Below are 20,764 nucleotides of genomic sequence, written 5' to 3'. Positions count from 1 at the left end.
ACCGTCATCAAGGCGCAGGTCAAGGCCGGAGGCCGCGGCAAGGCGGGCGGCGTGAAGCTCGCCAAGACGCCGGACGAGGCGTTCGAGCACGCGACCAACATCTTGAACCTGGAGATCAAGGGTCTCCCGGTCAACCGCGTGCTGGTGACCCCCGCGACCCCGCCGGAGGAGGAGTACTACTTCTCGTTCCTGCTGGACCGGTCGAACCGGCAGTACCTCTGCATCGCGTCGGTCGAGGGTGGTGTGGAGATCGAGGAGGTCGCCAAGACCAACCCCGACGCCGTCAAGCAGATCGCGATCGACCCGGGCGCCGGCGTGGACGAGGCGAAGGCGCGCGAGATCGCGACCGAGGCCAAGTTCCCCGAGCCGGTCTTCGAGCAGGCCGTCGCGATGATCCAGTCGCTGTACAAGGTCTTCGTCGAGGAGGACGCGACGCTGGTCGAGGTCAACCCGCTCGCGCGGCTGGCCGGCGACAAGCTCGAGGCGCTCGACGGCAAGGTGTCGCTCGACGACAACGCCTCCGAGGTGCGTCACCACGAGCACGAGGACTTCGTGATCCGCGACGAGGAGGACCCGCTCGAGGCGAAGGCCAAGGACAAGGGCCTCAACTACGTCAAGCTCGACGGCCAGGTCGGCATCATCGGCAACGGCGCGGGCCTGGTCATGTCGACCCTCGACGTCGTGGCGTACGCCGGCGAGAAGCACGGCGGCGTGAAGCCGGCGAACTTCCTCGACATCGGTGGCGGCGCCAACGCGCAGGTGATGGCCGACGGTCTCGACGTGATCCTGCACGACCCGCAGGTCAAGAGCGTGTTCGTGAACGTCTTCGGTGGCATCACCGCCTGCGACGAGGTCGCCAACGGCATCAAGGGCGCGCTGGAGATCCTCGGTGACGAGGCGAAGAAGCCGCTGGTCGTCCGCCTCGACGGCAACAACGTCGACAAGGGCCGCGCGATCCTGGCCGAGCTGAACCACCCGCTGGTCACGCTCGTCGACACCATGGACGGCGCGGCCGACAAGGCCGCCGAGCTGGCGAACGCCTGAGAGATAGAGAGCAGAGACAGACGTGAGCATCTACCTCAACAAGGACAGCAAGATCATCGTCCAGGGCATCACCGGCGGGATGGGCTCCAAGCACACCACGCTGATGATCGAGTCCGGCAGCAACATCGTCGGCGGCGTCAACGCCCGCAAGGCCGGCACCACCGTCGAGCTCGCCGGCACCACCCAGCCGGTCTTCGGCACGGTCGCCGAGGCGATGAAGGAGACCGGCGCCGACGTGTCGGTCGTCTTCGTGCCGCCGGCGTTCACCAAGGACGCCTGCATCGAGGCCATCGACGCCGGCATCGGCCTGCTCGTGGTGATCACCGAGGGCGTCCCGGTCCAGGACACCGCCGAGGTGTGGTCCTACCTGCAGGGCAAGTCCACCCGGATGATCGGCCCGAACTGCCCCGGCATCATCACGCCGGAGGAGTCGCTGGCCGGCATCACGCCGCACACCATCGCGGGCAAGGGCCCGGTCGGCCTGGTCTCGAAGTCGGGCACGCTGACCTACCAGATGATGTACGAGCTGCGTGACTTCGGCTTCTCGACCGCCATCGGCATCGGCGGCGACCCGATCGTCGGCACCACCCACATCGACGCCCTCGCGGCGTTCGAGGCGGACCCGGAGACCAAGGCGATCGTGATGATCGGCGAGATCGGTGGCGACGCCGAGGAGCGGGCCGCGGCGTACATCAAGGACAACGTGACCAAGCCGGTCGTCGGCTACGTCGCGGGCTTCACCGCCCCGGAGGGCAAGACCATGGGCCACGCCGGCGCCATCGTCTCGGGCTCCTCTGGCACCGCGCAGGCCAAGAAGGAGGCCCTCGAGGCCGTCGGCGTGAAGGTCGGCAAGACGCCGTCCGAGACCGCCGAGCTGATGCGGGAGATCCTGAAGACTCTCTGAGTCACTGAGTCACCTCGTGCGAAGGCCCCGCCCGGTTCTCCGGGCGGGGCCTTCGTCGTCCGGCGTCGTACCTGGCGGACGTGTCGTGGATCCGCTGTTTCTACGACACGAGCGTCAGATACGACGGCGTCAGCAGCCGGTCTCGGGCCGGGCGACGTCAGTTCATCTCGTCGATGACCGTCTGGCTGTTCTCGAGATACATCCTGCGCAGGTCCTCCGGAGTCTGGTCGAGCTGCTCGCCGTCGTTCACGACCAGGGTCTGCAAGACGGCCTGGCCCACACGGACGACCTGGACGAGCTGGTAACCGACGCCCGGCTCTCCGTCGACCTCGACGCGCATCATCGCCGATGCGGCGTGGTCGCCGGCCTCCTCCGGTGTCACCTCGTAGATCTTGGTGACTCCACCCTCCGGATCCTCGGTGCAGCTCGCGAACGGCGCCATGACGCCTTCCGCGTAGGCCTGCGCCTCGTCGACGGAGTCGAAGGTCCGCAGCTGACGCAGCACCGCTGCCGCGGGCGACCGGAACCCTGCGTTCAGGGTGTCGATGGCCTTCGGGAGACCAGTCGCGGCGACGCCACAGGCCCGGAGGTTGTTCTCGAGGTTGTAGACCGCCAGATCGAGGTCGTGACTGGGGCCTTCGAGCCCGACCCCACCCTGCGGGTCGGTGGGCAGGCCCTTCTCGAGGGGGAAGCTGTCGGGAATCGCGCCGGTCAGACCCGTCGGCTCGTCGACCCCCTCGGAGGCGTCCGGTCGGGCGGGGTCGCAACCCTCGATCGAGAACACGCACATCTGGTCGAGGACCGGGGCGGAGTGCTCGATCAGGAGGTCCACCGTGTCCATCGCCTGGTCGCCGCCGGCCGAGGTGTGCGAGTTCGCGACATACAGTGCGTTCCCGACCCGGGCCACCTCGTAGGCGGTCATGTCGAAGAGGAGCGCGCCGTTCTTGACCTGGTTGGTGTAGACGAACGAGTCCTCCGCCCCCGGAACCGCGCGGTCGACGACATCGTTGACCGTCGACACCCCGCCGGTCCGGTCCTGGCCGCAGTCGAGCACGGCCTGGCGGAAGCCGTCGAGCGCGGTCTGCGCTGTCGCGCCGTCGGCGTAGACGGCCAGTGTGCGGTCGGCGGTGCCAGAGGACTCGAGCTCCGTCCAGGTCGCGCCCACCGTGTCGGTCGCCGGGCCAGCCGGGTCGTTCGACGCCGTCGAGAACGCCGGCGCGCCGCACAGGGTGACGTCGTCGACCGTGCTGCCATCCACGACCTCGAACGAGTAGGTCGAGCCCTCGGGTAGCGCCGCGATGTCGAAGGAGTCGGGGACCGTGGTGGACCACTGCGGGGCCGGTGCGGGGTCGACGTCGTCCGGCGAGCTCTGGCCACCGGCGAAGACGGCGAACGGCGTGGCGATCACCGCGACGGCGGCGATGCCGCCGACGGTCGCGAGCGCGTTGTTGCGCCGGCGGATCCGGTCGCCGCGGCGGCGTACCTCGGCGGCGGGCATCGGGTTCATGGGAGGTCCTGGGATGCTGAAGTTCTCGAGCTCGTCGATCGGGTCAGGCATGGCTGAGTCCTTCCTCGTCCGCGAGGAGCGCCGCGAGCGCGGCGCGGCCCCGGCTGAGCCGGGCCTTGATCGTTCCTTCGGGGACGCCCATCTCGCGGGCGACGTCGTGGACGGGGAGGTCCGCGATGTGGTGCAGCACCAACGCCTGCCGCTGCGCCTCGGGGAGCTGCTTGAGGGCCGCGACCAGCGCGACGTGCGCCTCGCTGGGCGGTGCGGCCTGGATCGGCGCGCTGACCGCCCGGTCGGCGGGGCGTCGGCCCCGCGTCGTACGACGCCAGCGGCTCACCGCGATGCGGTACGCCGTGGTGCGCACCCACGCCTCCGGGTACTCGGCCTTGTCGAGCTTCCTGCGGTGCGCCCAGGCTCGGGCGAACGCCTCCTGGACGCACTCCTGCGCCTCGTCCCGGTTGCCGATCATCGCGTAGACCTGGCCGGTGACGCGCTGGAAGGACGCCGCGTAGAAGTCGTCGAACTCGCGTTCGTCCATCGCCCCTCATCCCGTCTCGTGTGGTTGGTTCGGAGGGGATACGCCGTACCGGCCACCACGGTTGCATGGCGGCGGCAGAAATCTCTGCAGGTCAGCCGGTCCGCGGCGCCGGCATCGCGTCGAGCCGCGCCAGGGCGCGCTTGACCAGGGCGTCGAACGCGTCGTTCGAGATCGTCGCCTTGCCGTCCGGGACGAACCCGACCTGGGCGATCGAGGTGCCGTCGCGGACGATGCCCATGAGGAACTGCACCGTCGTGTCGTCGGTGACCTCGGTGGTGAGGTGCCAGACGGTGATGTCGCGGTGCTCGCCCGCGGCGTGCAGGACGCGCTCGATGTCGGTGCCGAGGTGCCGGTCGGAGTTCGCGCAGGCCACGAGCTTGGCGCGCACGTTCGCAACGAACTCCCGCGCCTTCTTCTCGGGCAGCGAGCCCACGGTCTCGGTGAGCCCGAACTGGTCGGCCAGCTTCGCCTCCGGGATCAGGAACGTGCGGGTCACGTTGTTGCTCATCGAGCCGCTCGAGAAGTCCGCGCCGTCACAGCTGGTCGCGGCGGCGTTCGTGCGGGCCTGCTGGGGCTCGGTGCCGACCCACGGCCGGGCCACGCCGGCGACCGGCGGGAGGTCGACCTCGGCGAGCATCGCGGGCACCGGCGCGACCGGCACCGGGGGTACGGCGCGGAGCCGCGCGACGGTCGCGCAGGTACCCCCGTCGGGCTGCTCGCACAGCCCGTCCACGGCCTCGCCGAGCAGCTCGGCGACGTCCTTCTGGCTCGGCTCCTTGCCGACCCGGGACTGCGTCACGGTGGTCGTGGTGATCATGCCGGTGCGCGCCACGCCGGCGACGACGACCGACTCGGGCTGGGCCCAGGTGCGCAGCAGCACCAGCATCGCCTCGTCGCCGACCCCGTCGACCGCATGGGTCTCCATCAGCTGGGCGCGGTCGTCGTGGCAGCCGGCGAACCACGAGACCGCGGTGTCGAAGCTCCGGCGGGCGGAGCGGTCGCTGGTCGAGACCTCGGTCGCCTGGCTGACGCTCGCGGGCGTCTTCGTGCCGGCCGTGTCGAACGTCCGCAGGAGGGCCGCGGCGTTGCCCGGGTCGGCATACCGGTTCTGCTGGCACGGCATCACCAGGCCGTCGCCGCCGGTGTTGTCGTCGGTGTCGGTGACGGTCCAGCCGGTGCCCGGCACGAGCCGGGCGACGTCCTCGACCGGCAGCAGGGCGTCCTCGGGCAGGTCGACCGGCTCGGGAGCGTTCCGGGAGTGGGTGCTCGCACCGGCGTCGGTCATCCGCTCGCGCGACAGCGTCGGCCGGACGCCGGCGGCGTCGGTCACCAGGGTGCCGGTCACGACGAGTGCAGCCACCGTCGCACCGACCCCGATGACCGTGTGGGTGCGCCGGCGTGCGGCGCCGGCGCGGCGGATGATCGTCGGCCGCGGCCAGCGGCTGTCGTCGACGTACGCCCGGACCGGCTCGAACACCGTGCGGATGCTCGTGGTGGGGACGTCGCGGTGCACCGCGAACTGCGCGGTGGCCGTCTGGAGCTCGCGCTCGGCGTCGGCGCGCGGCAGCCCGACCTCGCGGGCGATCTCGGCGAGCGAGGCGGTGGTCAGCTCGGTGAGCAGCAGCATCCGACGCTGCGCGATCGGCAGCTTGCCGAGCGCGTCGAGAGTGGCCTTCACCTCGGGGTCGAGGCCCTTCTCGCGGTGCCACAGCTTCGCGGTGTGGCGGCGCTGGGCGTGCGAGCAGGCGCGGACCCGGGTCCAGGCCTCGGGGTCCTCCAGGCGGGACACCTTCGCCCAGTGGTGCCAGGAGACGACGAACGCGTCCCGCACCGCGCCGCGCGAGGCGGGGAGGTCACCCGTCAGGCAGTACGTCAGCACCAGCAGACGGCTGCGCACGTCCTTGTAGTACTGGTCGAACTCGTCGGGGTCCTTCATGGCGTGATCAAAGGTAGCCCGAGCGGACTCGCGGGGCCGAACCGGCGTGGGAGCCCCGGTACGGCGGAGTCGCCGGGTGATGATGGCCGGGCCATGACTTCGCTGCTCCCCGGTTCGTCCTCGGCCCTGACCGGGGCCGGCGACCGACTCGATGCCCGGCACCGCCGGCCGCTCGTCCTGGTCGCGGCCCTCGGCGGGGTCGCAGCCGCCTCGGCGACCCTGCTGGTCTGCCTCGCGGTCGGTGTCGTCGGCTGGTTCCTCTCCGACGCCGGCACCCACGGGACGCCCCGTGGCGGGTTGCGCGTGGGCGCGCTGGGCTGGCTGATGGCGCACGGCTCCGGCGTCCACGTCGACGGCGTGGCGGTCACGGTGGTGCCGCTCGGCATCACCGCGCTGGTCGCCTGGACGATCTGGCGGCTCGCGCACCGGGTCGGTGACTCGGTCTCGGGCCACGGCCCGGACGCCGACCGGATCGCGGACGGCGAGCGCGACTGGACGGTGCTGGTCGCGACCACCGTGTTCACCGTCGGGTACCTCGTGGTGACGATCCTCACCCTGCGGCTGGCGGGCGGCGCCGACGTCGGGCTCGCGGGCGGCCGCGTGGTCGGGTGGGCTCTCCTGCTGTGCCTGACCGCCGGGTTCGCCGGCATCGCGACGGGCTCCGGCCGGGCCGCGATCTGGGCGGCGTACCTCCCGGCCGCGGCGCGCGCCGCGGGCGCCCTCGCGCTGCGCATGCTCGGCGGCTACCTGCTGCTGTCCACCGCGCTGTTCCTGGCCGCGCTGGTCGTGGACTTCGACACCGCGGTCAACGTGATGTCGCGGCTGCACACCGACGCCGGCGACGCGACCACGTACACCGCGCTGTGCCTGACCCTGGTGCCGAACGCCGCGGTGTTCGCCGGCTCCTACCTGCTCGGTCCCGGCTTCCTGGTCGGCACCGGCACCCTCGTCTCCCCGTCGGTCGTCTCGGTCGGCCCGCTGCCGATGTTCCCGCTGTTCGCCGCGCTGCCCGACAACGGCCCGACCCCGGGGTGGGCGCCGTACCTCCTCGCCCTGCCGCTGCTGCTCGCGGCGGTCGTCGCCGCTCGCCACCAGCGCCGCAACCCGACCCTGCGCTGGGACGAGGGTGCGCTGCGCGGCTGCGCCGGCGGCGTCCTGGCCGGGGTGCTGCTCGGGCTGGTGACCGCGGTCGCCGGTGGTGCGGTCGGACCCGGCCGGATGCGCGACTTCGGCCCGGAGACGTTCGACGTGCTGGTGCACGCGATCACGTCCTTCGGCATCGGCGGCCTGCTCGGCGGGCTGGCCATGACCTGGTGGCAGCGTCGAGCCTCCCGCGCGGCTTCCCTAGACTCCGAGGCGTGAGCACCCGCCGCATCGTCGTCCTCGTCTCAGGCTCGGGCACCAACCTCCAGGCCCTGATCGACGCGTGCGCGGACCCGGCGTACGGCGTCCAGATCGCCGCGGTCGGTGCCGACCGCGAGGACATCGAGGGCCTGGCCCGCGCCGAGCGGGCCGGCATCCCGACGTTTGTGAAGAAGGTCGGCCAGTTCACGAGCCGCGAGCACTGGGACCGGGCGCTGGCCGACACCGTCGGCGGCTTCGAGCCGGACCTCGTCGTGCTCGCCGGGTTCATGAAGCTCGTGGGTGCGGAGTTCCTCGGCCGGTTCGAGGGCCGCGTGGTGAACACCCACCCCGCGCTGTCGCCGTCGTTCCCCGGCACGCGCGGGCCCGCCGACGCCCTTGAGTACGGCGTCAAGGTGACCGGCGCGACCCTGTTCGTCGTCGACGCGGGCGTCGACACCGGCCCGATCGTCGCGCAGACCGTCGTCCCGGTCGAGGACGACGACACCGTCGAGACGCTCCACGAGCGGATCAAGGTCGCCGAGCGGCGGATGCTCGTCGACGCCGTGGGCCGGCTGGCCCGCGAGGGGTACGTCGTCGACGGCCGCCGGGTCCGGATAGGCTGAGCGCACACGACTGGCGCAGGTGGGTGACCACCGGGGAGTGACGCCGGGGAGCATCGTCCGCCTGGGTGCCCCTTCATCCACGCAGCCACCCACGCAGCAGGAGAGTCCGTGTCAGAGAACCGCATCCCGATCAAGCGCGCCCTGGTCTCCGTCTACGACAAGACCGGTCTCGAGGACCTGGTCCGAGGTCTCCACGACGCCGGCGTCGCGCTGGTGTCGACCGGCGGCTCCGCCGCGCTGATCGAGCGCCTCGGCGTGCCGGTGACCAAGGTCGAGGACCTGACCGGGTTCCCCGAGTGCCTCGACGGCCGGGTCAAGACCCTCCACCCGCGGGTGCACGCGGGCATCCTCGCCGACCGGCGCCTCGACACCCACGTGCAGCAGCTCGCCGACCTCGGCGTCGAGCCGTTCGACCTCGTGGTCTCGAACCTCTACCCGTTCGTGCAGACCGTCGCGTCCGGCGCCAGCCCCGACGAGTGCGTGGAGCAGATCGACATCGGTGGCCCGTCGATGGTCCGCGCGGCAGCCAAGAACCACCCGTCGGTCGCGATCGTCACCTCGCCCGCCAGCTACGCCGACGTCCTCGAGGCGGTCGCCGCGGGCGGCTTCACGATCGACCAGCGGCGCGCGCTGGCCGCCGAGGCGTTCGTGCACACCGCGTCGTACGACGTCGCCGTGGCGTCCTGGATGGGCAGCGTGCTCACCGACTCCTCGGAGGGCACCGGCTTCCCCGCGTGGGTCGGCGGCACCTACGAGAAGGCCGCGGTGCTCCGGTACGGCGAGAACCCGCACCAGAAGGCCGCGCTCTACCTCGACGGCTCCGGCCCCGGCGGGCTGGCCCAGGCCGAGCAGCTGCACGGCAAGGAGATGTCGTACAACAACTACGTCGACACCGACGCCGCCCGCCGCGCCGCCAACGACTTCGCCGAGCCGGCCGTCGCGATCATCAAGCACGCGAACCCGTGCGGCATCGCGGTCGGCGCCGACATCGCCCAGGCGCACCAGCGCGCCCACGCGTGCGACCCGGTCTCGGCGTTCGGTGGCGTCATCGCCGCCAACCGGCCGGTCTCGGTCGAGATGGCCCGCCAGGTCGCCGAGGTGTTCACCGAGGTCATCGTGGCGCCCGGGTACGACGAGGGCGCGGTCGAGATCCTGCAGGGCAAGAAGAACATCCGCATCCTCGTCGCCGGTACCGACGCCGGCTCCCCGGTGGAGACCCGTCCGATCTCCGGCGGCCTGCTGATGCAGCAGGTCGACCACGTCGACGCCGAGGGCGACGACCCGTCGACCTGGACGCTCGCGACCGGCGAGGCCGCCTCCCCGGAGGTGCTCGCCGACCTGGCGTTCGCCTGGAAGGCGTGCCGCGCGGTGAAGTCGAACGCGATCCTGCTCGCCAAGGACGGCGCCTCGGTCGGCGTCGGCATGGGCCAGGTCAACCGCGTCGACTCCTGCAAGCTGGCCGTCGAGCGGGCGGGGGAGCGGGCGGTCGGTGCGGTCGCCGCGTCGGACGCGTTCTTCCCGTTCGAGGACGGACCGCAGATCCTCATCGACGCGCAGGTCGCCGCGATCGTGCAGCCGGGCGGCTCGGTCCGCGACGAGCTGACCATCGAGGCGTGCAAGGCGGCCGGGGTGACGATGTACTTCACCGGCACGCGCCACTTCTTCCACTGACGTTCGATCGGACAGGATGACCTTCGTGACTGCACAGAAGCTGGACGGCACCGCGACGCTCAAGGCGATCAAGGCCGACCTCACCGAGCGGGTGGCGAAGCTGCGCGAGCAGGGCGTCGTGCCTGGCCTCGGGACCGTGCTGGTGGGCGACGACCCCGGCTCGCACTGGTACGTCGGCGCGAAGCACAAGGACTGTGCGGAGATCGGCATCGCGTCGATCCGCGTGGACCTGCCTGCGACCGCGACCCAGGCCGAGGTCGAGGCGGAGATCGACCGGCTGAACGCCGACCCCGCCTGCACCGGCTTCATCGTGCAGCAGCCGACCGGGCTCGACGAGTTCCGGCTGCTGTCGCGCGTCGACCCCGACAAGGACGTCGACGGCCTGCACCCGGTCAACCTCGGTCGGCTGGTGCTGGGGGAGAAGGGCTCGCTGCCCTGCACCCCGATCGGCTGCATCGAGCTGCTGCGCCGCCACGGCGTGGAGCTCAACGGCGCCGAGGTCGTCGTGGTCGGCCGCGGCCTGACCGTCGGCCGGCCGATGGGCCTGCTGCTCACCCGGCGCAGCGAGAACTCCACGGTCACGCTGTGCCACACCGGCACCCGCGACCTGGCCGCGCACACCCGCAACGCCGACGTGATCGTCGCCGCGGCCGGGGTGCCCGGCATCATCCGCGGTGACATGGTCAAGCCCGGCGCCGCCGTACTCGACGTGGGCGTCTCGCGGGTCGACGGCAAGATCGCGGGCGATGTCGCCGACGACGTCTGGGACGTCGCCGGCTGGGTCTCGCCGAACCCGGGCGGCGTCGGCCCGATGACCCGCGCGATGCTGCTCTCGAACATCGTCACGACCGCCGAGCAGTCGGTGGCGTGAACGACTTCGAGCCGTCGCCCGACGAGTCGCGCCACGACGAGGTGGCGCCGGTCTCGGCGGAGCCGGAGCCTGTCGACGGCGGTCGCCGCTACCCCTCCACGATCGGCGGCGCGTTCTACCTCGTCGTGCTCGCCGTCGTCGCGGTCGCGATCGGCATCGTCGCCTCCGGCAACTGGCGGCTCGGCGTGCGCTGGTTCGGTGGCGCGCTGGTCTTCGCGGCCCTGATCCGGGCACTGCTGCCCGCCAAGGACGCCGGCATGCTCGCCGTACGCCGCCGCTGGTGGGACTGCCTGCTGCTGGCCGGGACCGGCGCGGCGCTGTTCTTCCTCGCGATCTCGATCCCGGACCAGCCGGTCTGAGGTCGGCGCGCCACAGGTTCACCACGCTATGTGGGTGAACCTGCACTTCCCACGGTCTGCATGCCATGGGAAGTGCAGGTCCGCCTGCATCACATGGTGAACCTGCGACGACTCCCACGACTCCCAGCAATGCGGAAGCGGCGCCGCCTCGAGGTGAGGACGGCGCCGCTTCGGCGTTGCTACGGGGGGGCTCAGATGAGGCCGAGCTCCGTGACCGCGTTGCGCTCGTCGGCGAGCTCGGCGGTGGAGGCGTCGATCTTGGCGCGCGAGAAGTCGTCGATCTCGAGGCCCTGGACGATCTCCCAGTCGCCGTCCTTGGTGGTGACCGGGAACGAGGAGATCAGGCCCTCCGGTACGCCGTAGGAGCCGTCGGAGACGACCGCCATCGACACCCAGTCGCCCTCGGGGGTGCCGTGCAGCCAGTCGCGAGCGGCGTCGACGGTCGCGGACGCGGCGGAGGCGGCCGAGGACGAGCCGCGGGCCTCGATGATCGCGGCGCCGCGCTTGGCGACGGTCGGGATGAAGGTGTTCTCCACCCAGTCCTGGTCGTTCACGACCTCGGCGGCGTTCTTGCCGCCGATCTCGGCGTGGAACACGTCGGGGTACTGGGTCGCGGAGTGGTTGCCCCAGATCGTCATCTTCTTGATGTCGGTGACCGCAGCACCGGTCTTCGCGGCGAGCTGCGAGATCGCGCGGTTGTGGTCGAGGCGGGTGAGCGCCGAGAACCGGTTCTGCGGGATGTCGGGAGCGTTGGTCATCGCGATCAGCGCGTTGGTGTTGGCCGGGTTGCCGGTGACGCCGATGCGGACGTCGTCGGCGGCCACCTTGTTGAGGGCCTTGCCCTGCGCGGTGAAGATCGCGCCGTTGGCCGACAGCAGGTCGCCGCGCTCCATGCCCGGGCCGCGGGGGCGGGCGCCGACGAGCAGCGCCAGGTTCACGCCGTCGAAGATCTTCTCCGCGTCGTCGCCGATCTCGACGCCGGCGAGGTTCGGGAACGCGCAGTCGTCGAGCTCCATCACGACGCCCTCGAGCGCCTTGAGCGCGGGCGTGATCTCCAGCAGCCGCAGCTCGATCGGGCGGTCACCCAGCAGCGAGCCGCTCGCCAGGCGGAACAGCAGGCTGTAGCCGATCTGGCCGGCGGCGCCGGTCACGGCGACCTTCAACGGGGTAGAGCTCACGACGACGACTCCTTCAGGCGATGGTCTGTTCTGCCTTCCGACGCTAGCAGCGGAACGGGGTGTCGTCGCACGCGGCCTCCGGTGCTGGGATGCTGGGCCCATGACGGTGCGCGCGGGTCTGGCTGCGCTCGCCCTGCTCGGGGGTCTGACCGGCTGCGGGTCCGCCTCGGTGCCGAGCCCGCCGTCGGGCGTCGACGAGCTGGTGATCCCGACCCCGAGCCCGGACCCGGCCGACTTCGTCGACACCGTCGACAACCCCTGGTTCCCGCTCGCGCCCGGCACGACCTGGACCTACGCGGTCGACGACACCACCGGCGAGCACCCGATGACCGTCACCGTCGAGCCCGGCCCCGAGGTGGCCGGGGTACCGACCACGGCGCGGGTGAGCACCGAGCGCACGGAGGTCGTGACCGACTGGTTCGCGCAGGACGACCGCGGCAACGTCTGGTGGTTCGGCCGCGAGGGCAGCTGGGAGGCGGGCGTCGACGGCGCGGAGGCCGGCCTGGCGATGGCGGCGACGCCGCGGGTCGGCGACGGCTACCGCCCGGCGCTCGCGCCCGGGGTCTCGGAGGACACCGCCACCGTCACCGCGCTCGACGAACGGGTCACCGTCCCGGCAGGCACGTTCGAGACGGTGCTCGTCGACGGACGCTCGGAGCTCGAGACGGGCGCGCGCACGGAGTCGTCGTACGCCGAGGGCGTCGGTCTCGTCGCCGAGCAGGTCGCGTCGGGGAGCTACCGCTCCGTGCGCCTGGAGAGCGTCGAGCCCTAGCGGCTACTGCCGGATCTGGGTCCCGCCGTCGCCGGGCTCGCTCTCCGGGAACTGGTTCCCCGAGGGCTGCTGCGCGGCCTGCTGGCGGGCGGCCTGCTCCTCGGCCTCCTGCTGGGCGATCTGGTGGGCGCGCCACTGCTCGGGCGTGTGCCCAACCGGGTGCCACTGCTGGCCGACCGGGTCCCACTGCCAGCCGTCCTGCACGATCGGCGCGGCGGTGTACGTCGAGGAGCCCGTCGAGGAGCCCGTCGAGCCCGACGTCGCGGTCTCCTGGTTCCACTGCTGCTGGTACTGGTCCGGGCCCTCGACGACCCGCGGCCGACCGAACGCGATGCCGGAGCCGGGCAGCGGGTCGCCGCCGCGACCGAACAGCAGGGGATAGGCGATGCCGGCCAGCGCGGCGCCGATCAGCGGGGCGAGGATGAACAGCCACAGCTGCTCGATGGCGTCCGGCCCGGCGAACAGCGCGGGGCCGATGGACCGCGCCGGGTTCACCGACGTCCCGGTGGCGGGGATCGCGACGAAGTGGATCGCGGCCAGCGTGAAGCCGATCGTGAGGGGCGCCAGCGACGGGTGCTCGAAGCGCTCGTCGGTCACCGCCAGGATCACGGTCAGGAACACCGCGGCCATGACCAGCTCGAGCAGGAACGCCGCCCACCACTCGTAGCCGCTGCCGACGTCGCCGAACGAGTTCTGGCCCATGTTGCCCTCGGCGTCGAAGTCCGCGAAGCCCTGGAGCAGCACGAACAGCGCGAGCGCGCCGAGGAGCGCGCCGGCGAGCTGGGCCACGACATAGGGGCCGACGTTCTTCCACGTCATCCGGCCGCTGATCGCCGCGCCGACCGAGACGGCCGGGTTGAAGTGCGCGCCCGAGACCCGCCCGAACGCGTAGGCCATCACCATCACCGCGATGCCGAACGTCAGCCCGATCGTCGTGATCGTGCTGGTGCCGCCACCCAGCGCGGGATAGACGACGGACCCACAGCCGAAGAACACCAGGACGAACGTCCCGATCACCTCGGCCGTGAGCTTGTGCTGGATGGTGGGCGGTGTCGGCTGCTCGGCCATGCGCATGCTCCCCTCGGAGGGCGTCCCCGTAACGCCTGCCTCAGCAACTCTAGACCGTTGATCGCCCCGGGGGCGGATGCCAAGGTGGAGGAGCCGGGCACCTCAGGTATCTTGATATCAAGCAATCGCACCCGATCCCAGGAGCGTCGAGCATGGCCACGATCATCTACACCCACACCGACGAGGCGCCGCTGCTGGCGACGTACTCGTTCCTGCCGATCATCCAGGCGTACGCCGCCAAGGCGGGTGTGGACGTGGAGACGCGCGACATCTCGGTGGCGGCGCGCATCCTGGCCCAGTTCGGCCTCGCCGACGACGCGCTGGGGGAGCTCGGCGCGCTGGCCAAGACGCCCGAGGCGAACATCATCAAGCTGCCCAACGTCTCCGCCTCGATCCCGCAGCTCAAGGCCGCGATCAAGGAGCTGCAGGAGCAGGGCTTCGACGTCCCGGACTACCCGGAGAACCCGCAGTCCGAGGCCGACAAGGCGATCGTCGCGAAGTACGACAAGGTCAAGGGCTCGGCCGTGAACCCGGTCCTGCGTGAGGGCAACTCCGACCGCCGCGCGCCGCTGTCGGTCAAGAACTACGCCAAGTCCCACCCGCACCGCATGGGTGCGTGGAGCTCGGACTCGAAGACCAACGTCGCGACCATGGGCAAGGACGACTTCCGCTCCAACGAGCAGTCGGTCGTCATCCCCTCCGACGACACGCTCACCATCAAGCACGTCGCCGCGGACGGCACCGAGACCGTGCTCAAGACCGGCATCAAGGTCCTCGCCGGCGAGGTCGTCGACGGCACCTTCATGAGCGTCGCCGCGCTGCGCCGCTTCCTCGCCGAGCAGATCGCCCGGGCCAAGGCCGAGGACGTGCTGTTCTCCGCCCACCTCAAGGCCACGATGATGAAGGTCTCCGACCCGATCATCTTCGGCCACGTCGTGCAGGCGTTCTTCCCGACGCTGTTCGAGCAGTACGGCGAGCAGCTCGCCGCTGCCGGCATCTCGCCGAACGACGGCCTCGGCGCGCTCCTCAGCGCGGTCGCCAACCTCCCCGAGGGCGACGCGATCAAGGCCGCCGTCGACGCCGGCCTCGCTGAGGGCCCGGCCCTCGCGATGGTCGACTCCGACAAGGGCATCACGAACCTGCACGTCCCCTCGGACGTCATCATCGACGCCTCGATGCCGGCGATGATCCGCACCAGCGGCCACATGTGGGGCCCCGACGGCAACGAGGCCGACACCCTCGCGGTGATCCCGGACTCGTCGTACGCCGGCGTCTACCAGACCGTGATCGACGACTGCCGCGCCCACGGCGCCTTCGACCCGGCCACGATGGGCTCGGTGCCGAACGTCGGCCTGATGGCCCAGGCGGCCGAGGAGTACGGCTCGCACGACAAGACCTTCGAGATCGCGGCCGCCGGCCGGGTCCAGGTCCTCAACGAGGCCGGCGACGTCCTCATCGAGCACGCGGTCGAGCCGGGCGACATCTGGCGCGCCTGCCAGACCAAGGACGCCCCGATCCGCGACTGGGTGAAGCTCGCCGTCTCCCGCGCCCGCGCCACCGGCTCGCCGGCGGTGTTCTGGCTCGACGAGACCCGCGCCCACGACGCGAACCTGATCGCCAAGGTCAAGGAGTACCTCCCCGAGCACGACACCGAGGGCCTGACCATCGAGATCATGGCCCCGGCCGCCGCGACGGCGTACTCCCTCGAGCGCATCCGCAAGGGCGAGGACACCATCTCGGTCACCGGCAACGTGCTGCGTGACTACAACACCGACCTCTTCCCGATCCTCGAGCTCGGCACGTCGGCGAAGATGCTGTCGGTTGTCCCGCTCATGAACGGCGGCGGCCTGTTCGAGACCGGCGCCGGCGGCTCCGCGCCGAAGCACGTGCAGCAGCTGGTCAAGGAGAACTACCTGCGCTGGGACAGCCTCGGTGAGTTCTTCGCGCTGGTGCCGTCCCTCGAGCTGTACGCCGAGCAGGCCGGCAAGCCGGGCGCGAAGGTGCTCGCCGACGCCCTCGACCGGGCGACCGGCACGTTCCTCAACGAGGACAAGTCGCCGACCCGTCGCCTCGGCGGCATCGACAACCGGGGCTCGCACTTCTACCTGGCGATGTACTGGGCCCAGGAGCTCGCGAACCAGACCGACGACGCCGACCTCGCGGCCGCGTTCAAGCCGCTGGCCGAGACGCTGACGGCCAACGAGCAGCAGATCGTCGACGAGCTGATCGCCGTCCAGGGCTCGCCGGCCGACATCGGCGGCTACTACCGCCCCGACGACGCCAAGGCGTCGGCGGTGATGCGACCGTCGAAGACGCTCAACGAGGCGATCGCGTCCCTTGGCTGACGACCAGGAGCCCCAGTTCGACCGCTGGTCGCGGCCGGCAGCGCTGAGCACCCGAGGCTACGTCCTCGTGGCGCTCGTGCCGCTGCTGGTCGCGGCCGTCGCGTTCGGCGCGATCACGTTGTTCGCCTCGGACGAGCCGGAGCTCAGCGGCACGAGCGTGCAGCTGCCGACCTCGAGCTGGAAGTCCGGCCAGGACGGCGACGGCGCCCTGATCCAGGGCGTCCTGCGGATGGACGACGACTACTGCGTCTACCTCGAGGGCGCCGACCGCGACACCTACGTCGTGTGGCCCGCCGGCTGGCGGGCCACCCGCGACGGTGAGCTGCTGACCCTGTACGACGCCGACCTCTCGGTGGTCGCCCGCGACGGCGACACGATCACCGCCGGTGGCGGGTACCAGCCGGTCGCGACGTACGCCGGGGAGCCGTGCCTGCCCGAGAGCGGCGAGGCCGCCGCGGTCCAGAGCGAGGTCACGGTCGCCCCGTAGGCCTGCTGCTCAGTAGCGGAAGGTCGAGACCAGGTCCTGGAGCTGGGTCGACATCCGAGAGAGCTCGGAGACCGCGCCGCGGAGGTGCTGGACTCCCTCGGCGGTCTCGTTCGAGGCGGTCGCGACGCTGCCGATGGTGCCGGCGATCTCGCTGGTGCCGGACGCGGCCTCGCCGACGTTGCGGCTCATCTCCTGGGTGGTGAGGGTCTGCTCCTCGACCGCCGCGGCGATCGTGGTCTGCGAGTCGCTGATCCGGCCCACGACCTCGCCGATCTGACCGATGGCCGCGACGGCGCCGGCGGCGTCGTCCTGGATGGTGTGGACGCGTCGCGAGATGTCCTCGGTCGCGCGCGCGGTCTCCTGCGCGAGCTCCTTGACCTCGTTGGCGACGACCGCGAAGCCCTTGCCGGCCTCACCGGCACGGGCGGCCTCGATGGTCGCGTTGAGCGCCAGCAGGTTGGTCTGCTCGGCGATCGAGGTGATCGTCTTGACGACGTCGCCGATCTCCTGCGAGCTGGCGCCGAGCCGGCCCACGGTGGCGCTGGTCTCCTCCGCGGTGCGGACCGCCTCGGAGGCGACCGAGACCGCCTCGTTGGCGCTCCGGGCGATCTCCTGGATGGAGGCGCCCATCTCGCCGGCGCCCGACGCGACCGTCTGCACGTTCTGCGACACCACGTCCGCGGCGGCGCTCACGACGCCGGCCTGGGTCGACGCCTCACGCGAGGAGTCCGCGATGGTGTTGGAGGTGACGTCGATCTCCTCCGCCGCGGCCGCGACGGTCGTGGCCGACTCGGCCATCGTCGAGACGATGCGGCGCAGGGAGCCCATGGTCGTGTCGAACGACGCAGCCAGCTGGCCGAGCTCGTCCTTCTGGCTGATCCCGGCCGACGCGGTCAGGTCGCCGTGGGCGACCTCGTCCAGCGCGTCGACGCACGCCCGGACCGGGCGGACGATGGAGCGGGTCACCGCGATGCCCAGCAGGGCGGCCAGCACGAACGCGAGCCCGGTGACGCCGAGGATGATCCGGGTCGACCGGGCGGCCGCGGCGTCGGACTTCTCCGCGAGGGCGGTGCTCCGCTTGCCGATGTCGGCCGACAGCGCGTCGGAGGACTCGAGGAGCGCCCCCCAGGAGTCGACGAGCTCGCCGGAGTTCATCACGTCGAACACCGGCTTCAGGTTCTCCGGGTCGGACTCGCCCAGGAGCTCGGTCCAGGCGCGCGACTGGGCGAAGTAGGCGTCCCACTGCTGGGTGATCGTCGCGAACTGGGCCTGCTCCGACGCGGTCATCGCGTCGGTGTCGACGCCGTCGAGGACGTCGTACACGATGTCCTCGGCCTCGAGCAGGCCGGACATGTTGTCCGCCTCCGGCTGCACGGCCGCGGCCGGGTCGCCGTTGGTGGCGGCCTCCGCGTAGATGTAGCCCACCCAGCCGCTGACGTTCTCGTCGAGACGCCGCAGCTCGTTGATGTCGTTGCGGACGCTCGCCAGCCGCTCGCCGTCCTCGCGGAGCGAGACCTGCTCCTGCGACGCGACGACGCCGGTGGCGCCGACGGCGACGAGCAGCAGGCAGAGGAGCCCGAAGGCCAGGGTGAGACGGCGACCGATGGACAGGTCGTGCAGGATCTTTCGCACTGCGGGGGAACCTCGTTCAGAGCAGGGGGATATGCGTCAGCGGGGGACTGACACCTCTCCTGTCGGCAGGCCGGCGCCCGACCTGAGCCCGGAATAGGTCACGCGACCGGCCCGTTGCAGACTGGCAGTGCTGCGTACGCCGTCAGCCGTGAACCCGAACCGACGACCGGAAGTGCTCCGCGTGACGACGACCACACCTGCCCCCGCCGAGACCACGGCGGCGCGGGCCGCGCACTTCCGGCTCGCCGTGTTCGCGCTGGCGGTCGGCGGCTTCGCGATCGGCACGACCGAGTTCGTGACCATGGGCCTGCTGCCGCAGATCGCGGACGGCGTCGGCGTCTCGATCCCGATGGCCGGCAACGTGATCGCGGCGTACGCGCTCGGGGTGGTCGTCGGGGCCCCGCTGATCGCGGTCTTCGGTGCGAAGCTGCCCCGGCGCGCGCTGCTGGTCTGGCTGATGGTGGCGTACGCCGTCTTCAACCTGCTGAGCGCGACCGCGTCCAGCTACGGCGTCCTGTTCGCGGCCCGATTCCTCGACGGCCTGCCGCACGGTGCCTACTTCGGCGTCGCGTCCCTCGTCGCGGCGAGCATGGCCGCGCCCGAGCGACGGGGCCGCGCCGTCGCCAGCGTCATGCTCGGCCTCTCGGTCGCGAACGTGGTCGGGGTGCCTGCGGCCACCTGGCTCGGGCAGCAGCTCGGCTGGCGGGCGGCGTACGTGTCGGCGGCCAGCCTGGCGCTGCTGACGGTCGTGCTGGTCCTCGCGTTCGTGCCGTCCTGCCCGGGCAACCCGGAGGCGACCGGCCGTCGCGAGCTGCTGTTCTTCCGCAACGGCCAGGCGCTGCTCACCCTGCTCGCCGGCGCGGTCGGCTTCGGCGGCATGTTCGCCGTCTACTCCTACATCGCCCCGATCGTCACCGACGTCGGCGGCCTGTCCGAGTCGGCGGTGCCGGTCTTCACCGCGGTGTTCGGCGTCGGCATGGTGGCCGGCACCTGGGTGGCCGGCCGGCTGGGCGACTGGTCGGTGTTCAGCACGCTGATCTGGTCGGGCGTCGGTTCCGGCCTGGTGATGCTGCTGGTCTGGCTCACCGCGCCGTACGGGTGGTGGCTGATGCCGGCGATCTTCCTGGTCACCGCGGTGGGTTCGGTGCTGGTCATCAACCTGCAGCTGCGCCTGATGGCCGTGTCGGGCGAGGCCCAGACCCTCGGGGCGGCCATGAACCACGCCTCGCTCAACCTGGCCAACGCGCTCGGTGCCTGGCTCGGCGGCGTCGTGATCGCCGCCGGCTACGGCTACCGCGCGCCGGCGCTGGTCGGTGCCGCGCTCTCGGTGGCCGGTGTCGCGGTGCTGGTGTGGTCCGCCCAGTCGGCGGCCAAGAGGTCGTAGCCGACCAGGTCCGCAGGGGCGCCGTCCCCGGTGTGGGTCGCCTCGCGCTGCACGCCGATGCGCTGCATGCCGAGCCGCTCGAGCACCCGCCACGACGGCTGGTTGCCGGTGGCGGCGAAGCCGGACAGCCGGTGCAGGCCCAGCGTCTCGAACCCGTGCGCGACCGCGAGCCGGGCCGCCTTGACGGTCAGGCGGCGACCCCGGGCGTCGGGGTGGGTCCAGTAGCCGATCTCGGGCTCGCCGCCCGCGATGCGGTGCAGCCCGACCGCGCCCAGCAGCAGGTCGTCGTCGTCCGCGCAGAACGCCCAGGTGACGGTGTGGTTCGTGGCCAGGCGCTCGGTGACCTGCTCGAGGTAGCGGCGCGCGTCGTCCTCGTCGAAGCCCCGCGGGAAGAAGGAGAGCCAGAACTGGGTGTCGGCGTCGCCGATGCCCTCGGCGATCCGCGGTACGTCGGCCTCGGTGAACGGCCGCAGCCGCACGCCGTCACCGACGAGCACGGGGTTCTCGAGCCACGTCGTCCGCGGCTCACGCGGGTCGTCGCGCAGCAGCGTGCCGACCCAGACGTCGCGGAGCTCGCCGCGCTGCGGTGACCACTGCCGGATCGTGCCCTCGATGGTGAAGCCGAGCCTCCAGGCGAGCCGCCGCGACGCCCAGTTGCCGATGTGGGCGCGCCAGGAGACCGTGCGCAGGCCCATCTCCTCGAAGCCCCACTCGAGCAGCAGCCGCAGCCCCCGCTCGACGTACCCGGTGCCGCGGGCCCACGGGTGCGCCCCGAACCCGAGGTCGGCCCGGCCGGCGCCCTGGGGGCGCAGGTCGATCGACCCGGCGAAGCGTCCCTCGGCCTCGAGCGCGAAGGTCCAGCTGGTGCCGTCGGCCCAGCCGCTGGGGACCAGCTCGCCGACGTACTGCTCGGCGTCGGAGTGCGCGTACGGGACCGGGACGACCGTCCAGCGCTGGGAGTCGGGGTCCTGGGACTGCTCGTAGACGCCGGTCACGTCGTCCGGCCGGTGGGCCCGCAGGGTCACGACTCCGTCGGTGAGGGTGGGGATCACGCACGCACCCTAGAGCGGGTCACCCCGGATGCTCGAATGACTATCGGCA

At 71.7% G+C, this 20,764-nt stretch carries 18 protein-coding genes and 1 riboswitch; of the genes, 11 read left to right on the top strand and 7 right to left on the bottom strand.

Going from position 1 to position 20,764, the window contains the following annotated elements; all coding sequences use genetic code 11:
- The coding region (gene sucC, locus ABD875_RS15170) for an ADP-forming succinate--CoA ligase subunit beta (protein ID WP_345178864.1) at window positions 1-1,044 on the top strand (1,044 nt) is incomplete at its 5' end.
- A 22-nt stretch (window positions 1,045-1,066) separates the two neighbouring features.
- On the top strand, window positions 1,067-1,948 hold the full coding sequence (gene sucD / locus ABD875_RS15165; RefSeq protein ID WP_345178858.1) for a succinate--CoA ligase subunit alpha: 882 nt from the start codon (window positions 1,067-1,069) through the stop codon (window positions 1,946-1,948).
- A gap of 157 nt (window positions 1,949-2,105) precedes the next feature.
- Here sucD and ABD875_RS15160 read toward each other — a convergent pair whose 3' ends face one another.
- The 3 genes from ABD875_RS15160 to ABD875_RS15150 form a co-directional block, all read right to left on the bottom strand.
- Window positions 2,106-3,506, bottom strand: coding sequence for a hypothetical protein (locus ABD875_RS15160; RefSeq protein ID WP_345178854.1), 1,401 nt, complete (start codon window positions 3,504-3,506; stop codon window positions 2,106-2,108).
- Window positions 3,499-3,993: an RNA polymerase sigma factor gene (locus tag ABD875_RS15155; protein WP_345178846.1), complete on the bottom strand. Its 495-nt coding sequence runs from the start codon at window positions 3,991-3,993 to the stop codon at window positions 3,499-3,501. Before ABD875_RS15155 ends, ABD875_RS15160 begins: the two co-directional genes overlap by 8 nt.
- Window positions 3,994-4,084: 91 nt before the next feature.
- On the bottom strand, window positions 4,085-5,929 hold the full coding sequence (locus ABD875_RS15150; RefSeq protein ID WP_345178837.1) for a SigE family RNA polymerase sigma factor: 1,845 nt from the start codon (window positions 5,927-5,929) through the stop codon (window positions 4,085-4,087).
- Between the two features lie 93 nt (window positions 5,930-6,022).
- On the opposite strand from ABD875_RS15150, the gene ABD875_RS15145 reads away from it, so the two are divergent.
- The 5 genes from ABD875_RS15145 (at window position 6,023) to ABD875_RS15125 (ending at window position 10,797) form a co-directional block, all read left to right on the top strand.
- Window positions 6,023-7,291: a cell division protein PerM gene (locus tag ABD875_RS15145; protein ID WP_345178831.1), complete on the top strand. Its 1,269-nt coding sequence runs from the start codon at window positions 6,023-6,025 to the stop codon at window positions 7,289-7,291.
- Window positions 7,288-7,896: a phosphoribosylglycinamide formyltransferase gene (purN, locus tag ABD875_RS15140; protein WP_345178826.1), complete on the top strand. Its 609-nt coding sequence runs from the start codon at window positions 7,288-7,290 to the stop codon at window positions 7,894-7,896. The genes ABD875_RS15145 and purN overlap by 4 nt, the downstream gene beginning before the upstream one ends.
- A riboswitch (ZMP/ZTP riboswitch) is annotated at window positions 7,894-7,970 on the top strand. Its footprint overlaps the gene before it by 3 nt.
- Before the next feature lie 34 nt (window positions 7,971-8,004).
- Window positions 8,005-9,567 (top strand): bifunctional phosphoribosylaminoimidazolecarboxamide formyltransferase/IMP cyclohydrolase, encoded by a 1,563-nt coding sequence (purH, locus tag ABD875_RS15135; RefSeq protein WP_345178823.1) that lies wholly within the window; start codon window positions 8,005-8,007, stop codon window positions 9,565-9,567.
- Between the two features lie 25 nt (window positions 9,568-9,592).
- Window positions 9,593-10,438 (top strand): bifunctional methylenetetrahydrofolate dehydrogenase/methenyltetrahydrofolate cyclohydrolase, encoded by an 846-nt coding sequence (locus ABD875_RS15130; protein ID WP_345178815.1) that lies wholly within the window; start codon window positions 9,593-9,595, stop codon window positions 10,436-10,438.
- Complete coding sequence (locus ABD875_RS15125) at window positions 10,435-10,797, top strand: DUF3017 domain-containing protein (RefSeq protein ID WP_345178810.1); 363 nt, start codon at window positions 10,435-10,437, stop codon at window positions 10,795-10,797. Before ABD875_RS15130 ends, ABD875_RS15125 begins: the two co-directional genes overlap by 4 nt.
- 191 nt (window positions 10,798-10,988) lie before the next feature.
- Here the strand turns inward: ABD875_RS15125 and ABD875_RS15120 are convergent, their stop codons facing one another.
- Window positions 10,989-11,975 (bottom strand): malate dehydrogenase, encoded by a 987-nt coding sequence (locus ABD875_RS15120; RefSeq protein WP_345178804.1) that lies wholly within the window; start codon window positions 11,973-11,975, stop codon window positions 10,989-10,991.
- 100 nt (window positions 11,976-12,075) lie between these two features.
- Between ABD875_RS15120 and ABD875_RS15115 the strand changes: the two genes are divergently transcribed.
- On the top strand, window positions 12,076-12,747 hold the full coding sequence (locus tag ABD875_RS15115) for a hypothetical protein (RefSeq protein WP_345178798.1): 672 nt from the start codon (window positions 12,076-12,078) through the stop codon (window positions 12,745-12,747).
- A gap of 3 nt (window positions 12,748-12,750) precedes the next feature.
- Here ABD875_RS15115 and ABD875_RS15110 read toward each other — a convergent pair whose 3' ends face one another.
- Window positions 12,751-13,815, bottom strand: coding sequence for an MIP/aquaporin family protein (locus ABD875_RS15110; protein WP_345178792.1), 1,065 nt, complete (start codon window positions 13,813-13,815; stop codon window positions 12,751-12,753).
- Between the two features lie 152 nt (window positions 13,816-13,967).
- Between ABD875_RS15110 and ABD875_RS15105 the strand changes: the two genes are divergently transcribed.
- Entirely contained in the window at window positions 13,968-16,160 is a 2,193-nt protein-coding gene (locus ABD875_RS15105) for an NADP-dependent isocitrate dehydrogenase (protein ID WP_345178789.1), read from the top strand.
- Window positions 16,153-16,647, top strand: coding sequence for a hypothetical protein (locus tag ABD875_RS15100; RefSeq protein ID WP_345178785.1), 495 nt, complete (start codon window positions 16,153-16,155; stop codon window positions 16,645-16,647). Before ABD875_RS15105 ends, ABD875_RS15100 begins: the two co-directional genes overlap by 8 nt.
- 9 nt (window positions 16,648-16,656) lie before the next feature.
- Here ABD875_RS15100 and ABD875_RS15095 read toward each other — a convergent pair whose 3' ends face one another.
- Window positions 16,657-18,279 (bottom strand): methyl-accepting chemotaxis protein, encoded by a 1,623-nt coding sequence (locus ABD875_RS15095; protein ID WP_345178779.1) that lies wholly within the window; start codon window positions 18,277-18,279, stop codon window positions 16,657-16,659.
- Window positions 18,280-18,460: 181 nt separating this feature from the next.
- On the opposite strand from ABD875_RS15095, the gene ABD875_RS15090 reads away from it, so the two are divergent.
- Complete coding sequence (locus tag ABD875_RS15090; protein WP_345178773.1) at window positions 18,461-19,663, top strand: MFS transporter; 1,203 nt, start codon at window positions 18,461-18,463, stop codon at window positions 19,661-19,663.
- Here the strand turns inward: ABD875_RS15090 and ABD875_RS15085 are convergent.
- A complete protein-coding gene (locus ABD875_RS15085; RefSeq protein ID WP_345178756.1) occupies window positions 19,570-20,715 on the bottom strand; it encodes a GNAT family N-acetyltransferase in 1,146 nt (381 codons plus the stop codon). The genes ABD875_RS15090 and ABD875_RS15085 overlap by 94 nt on opposite strands.
- Window positions 20,716-20,764 lie beyond the last annotated feature (49 nt).

Origin of the sequence: Nocardioides caricicola (assembly GCF_039541135.1) — a bacterium.
GTDB classification, from domain to species: Bacteria; Actinomycetota; Actinomycetes; order Propionibacteriales; family Nocardioidaceae; genus Nocardioides; species Nocardioides caricicola.
This window is presented reverse-complemented; position numbering and strand designations above follow the sequence as displayed.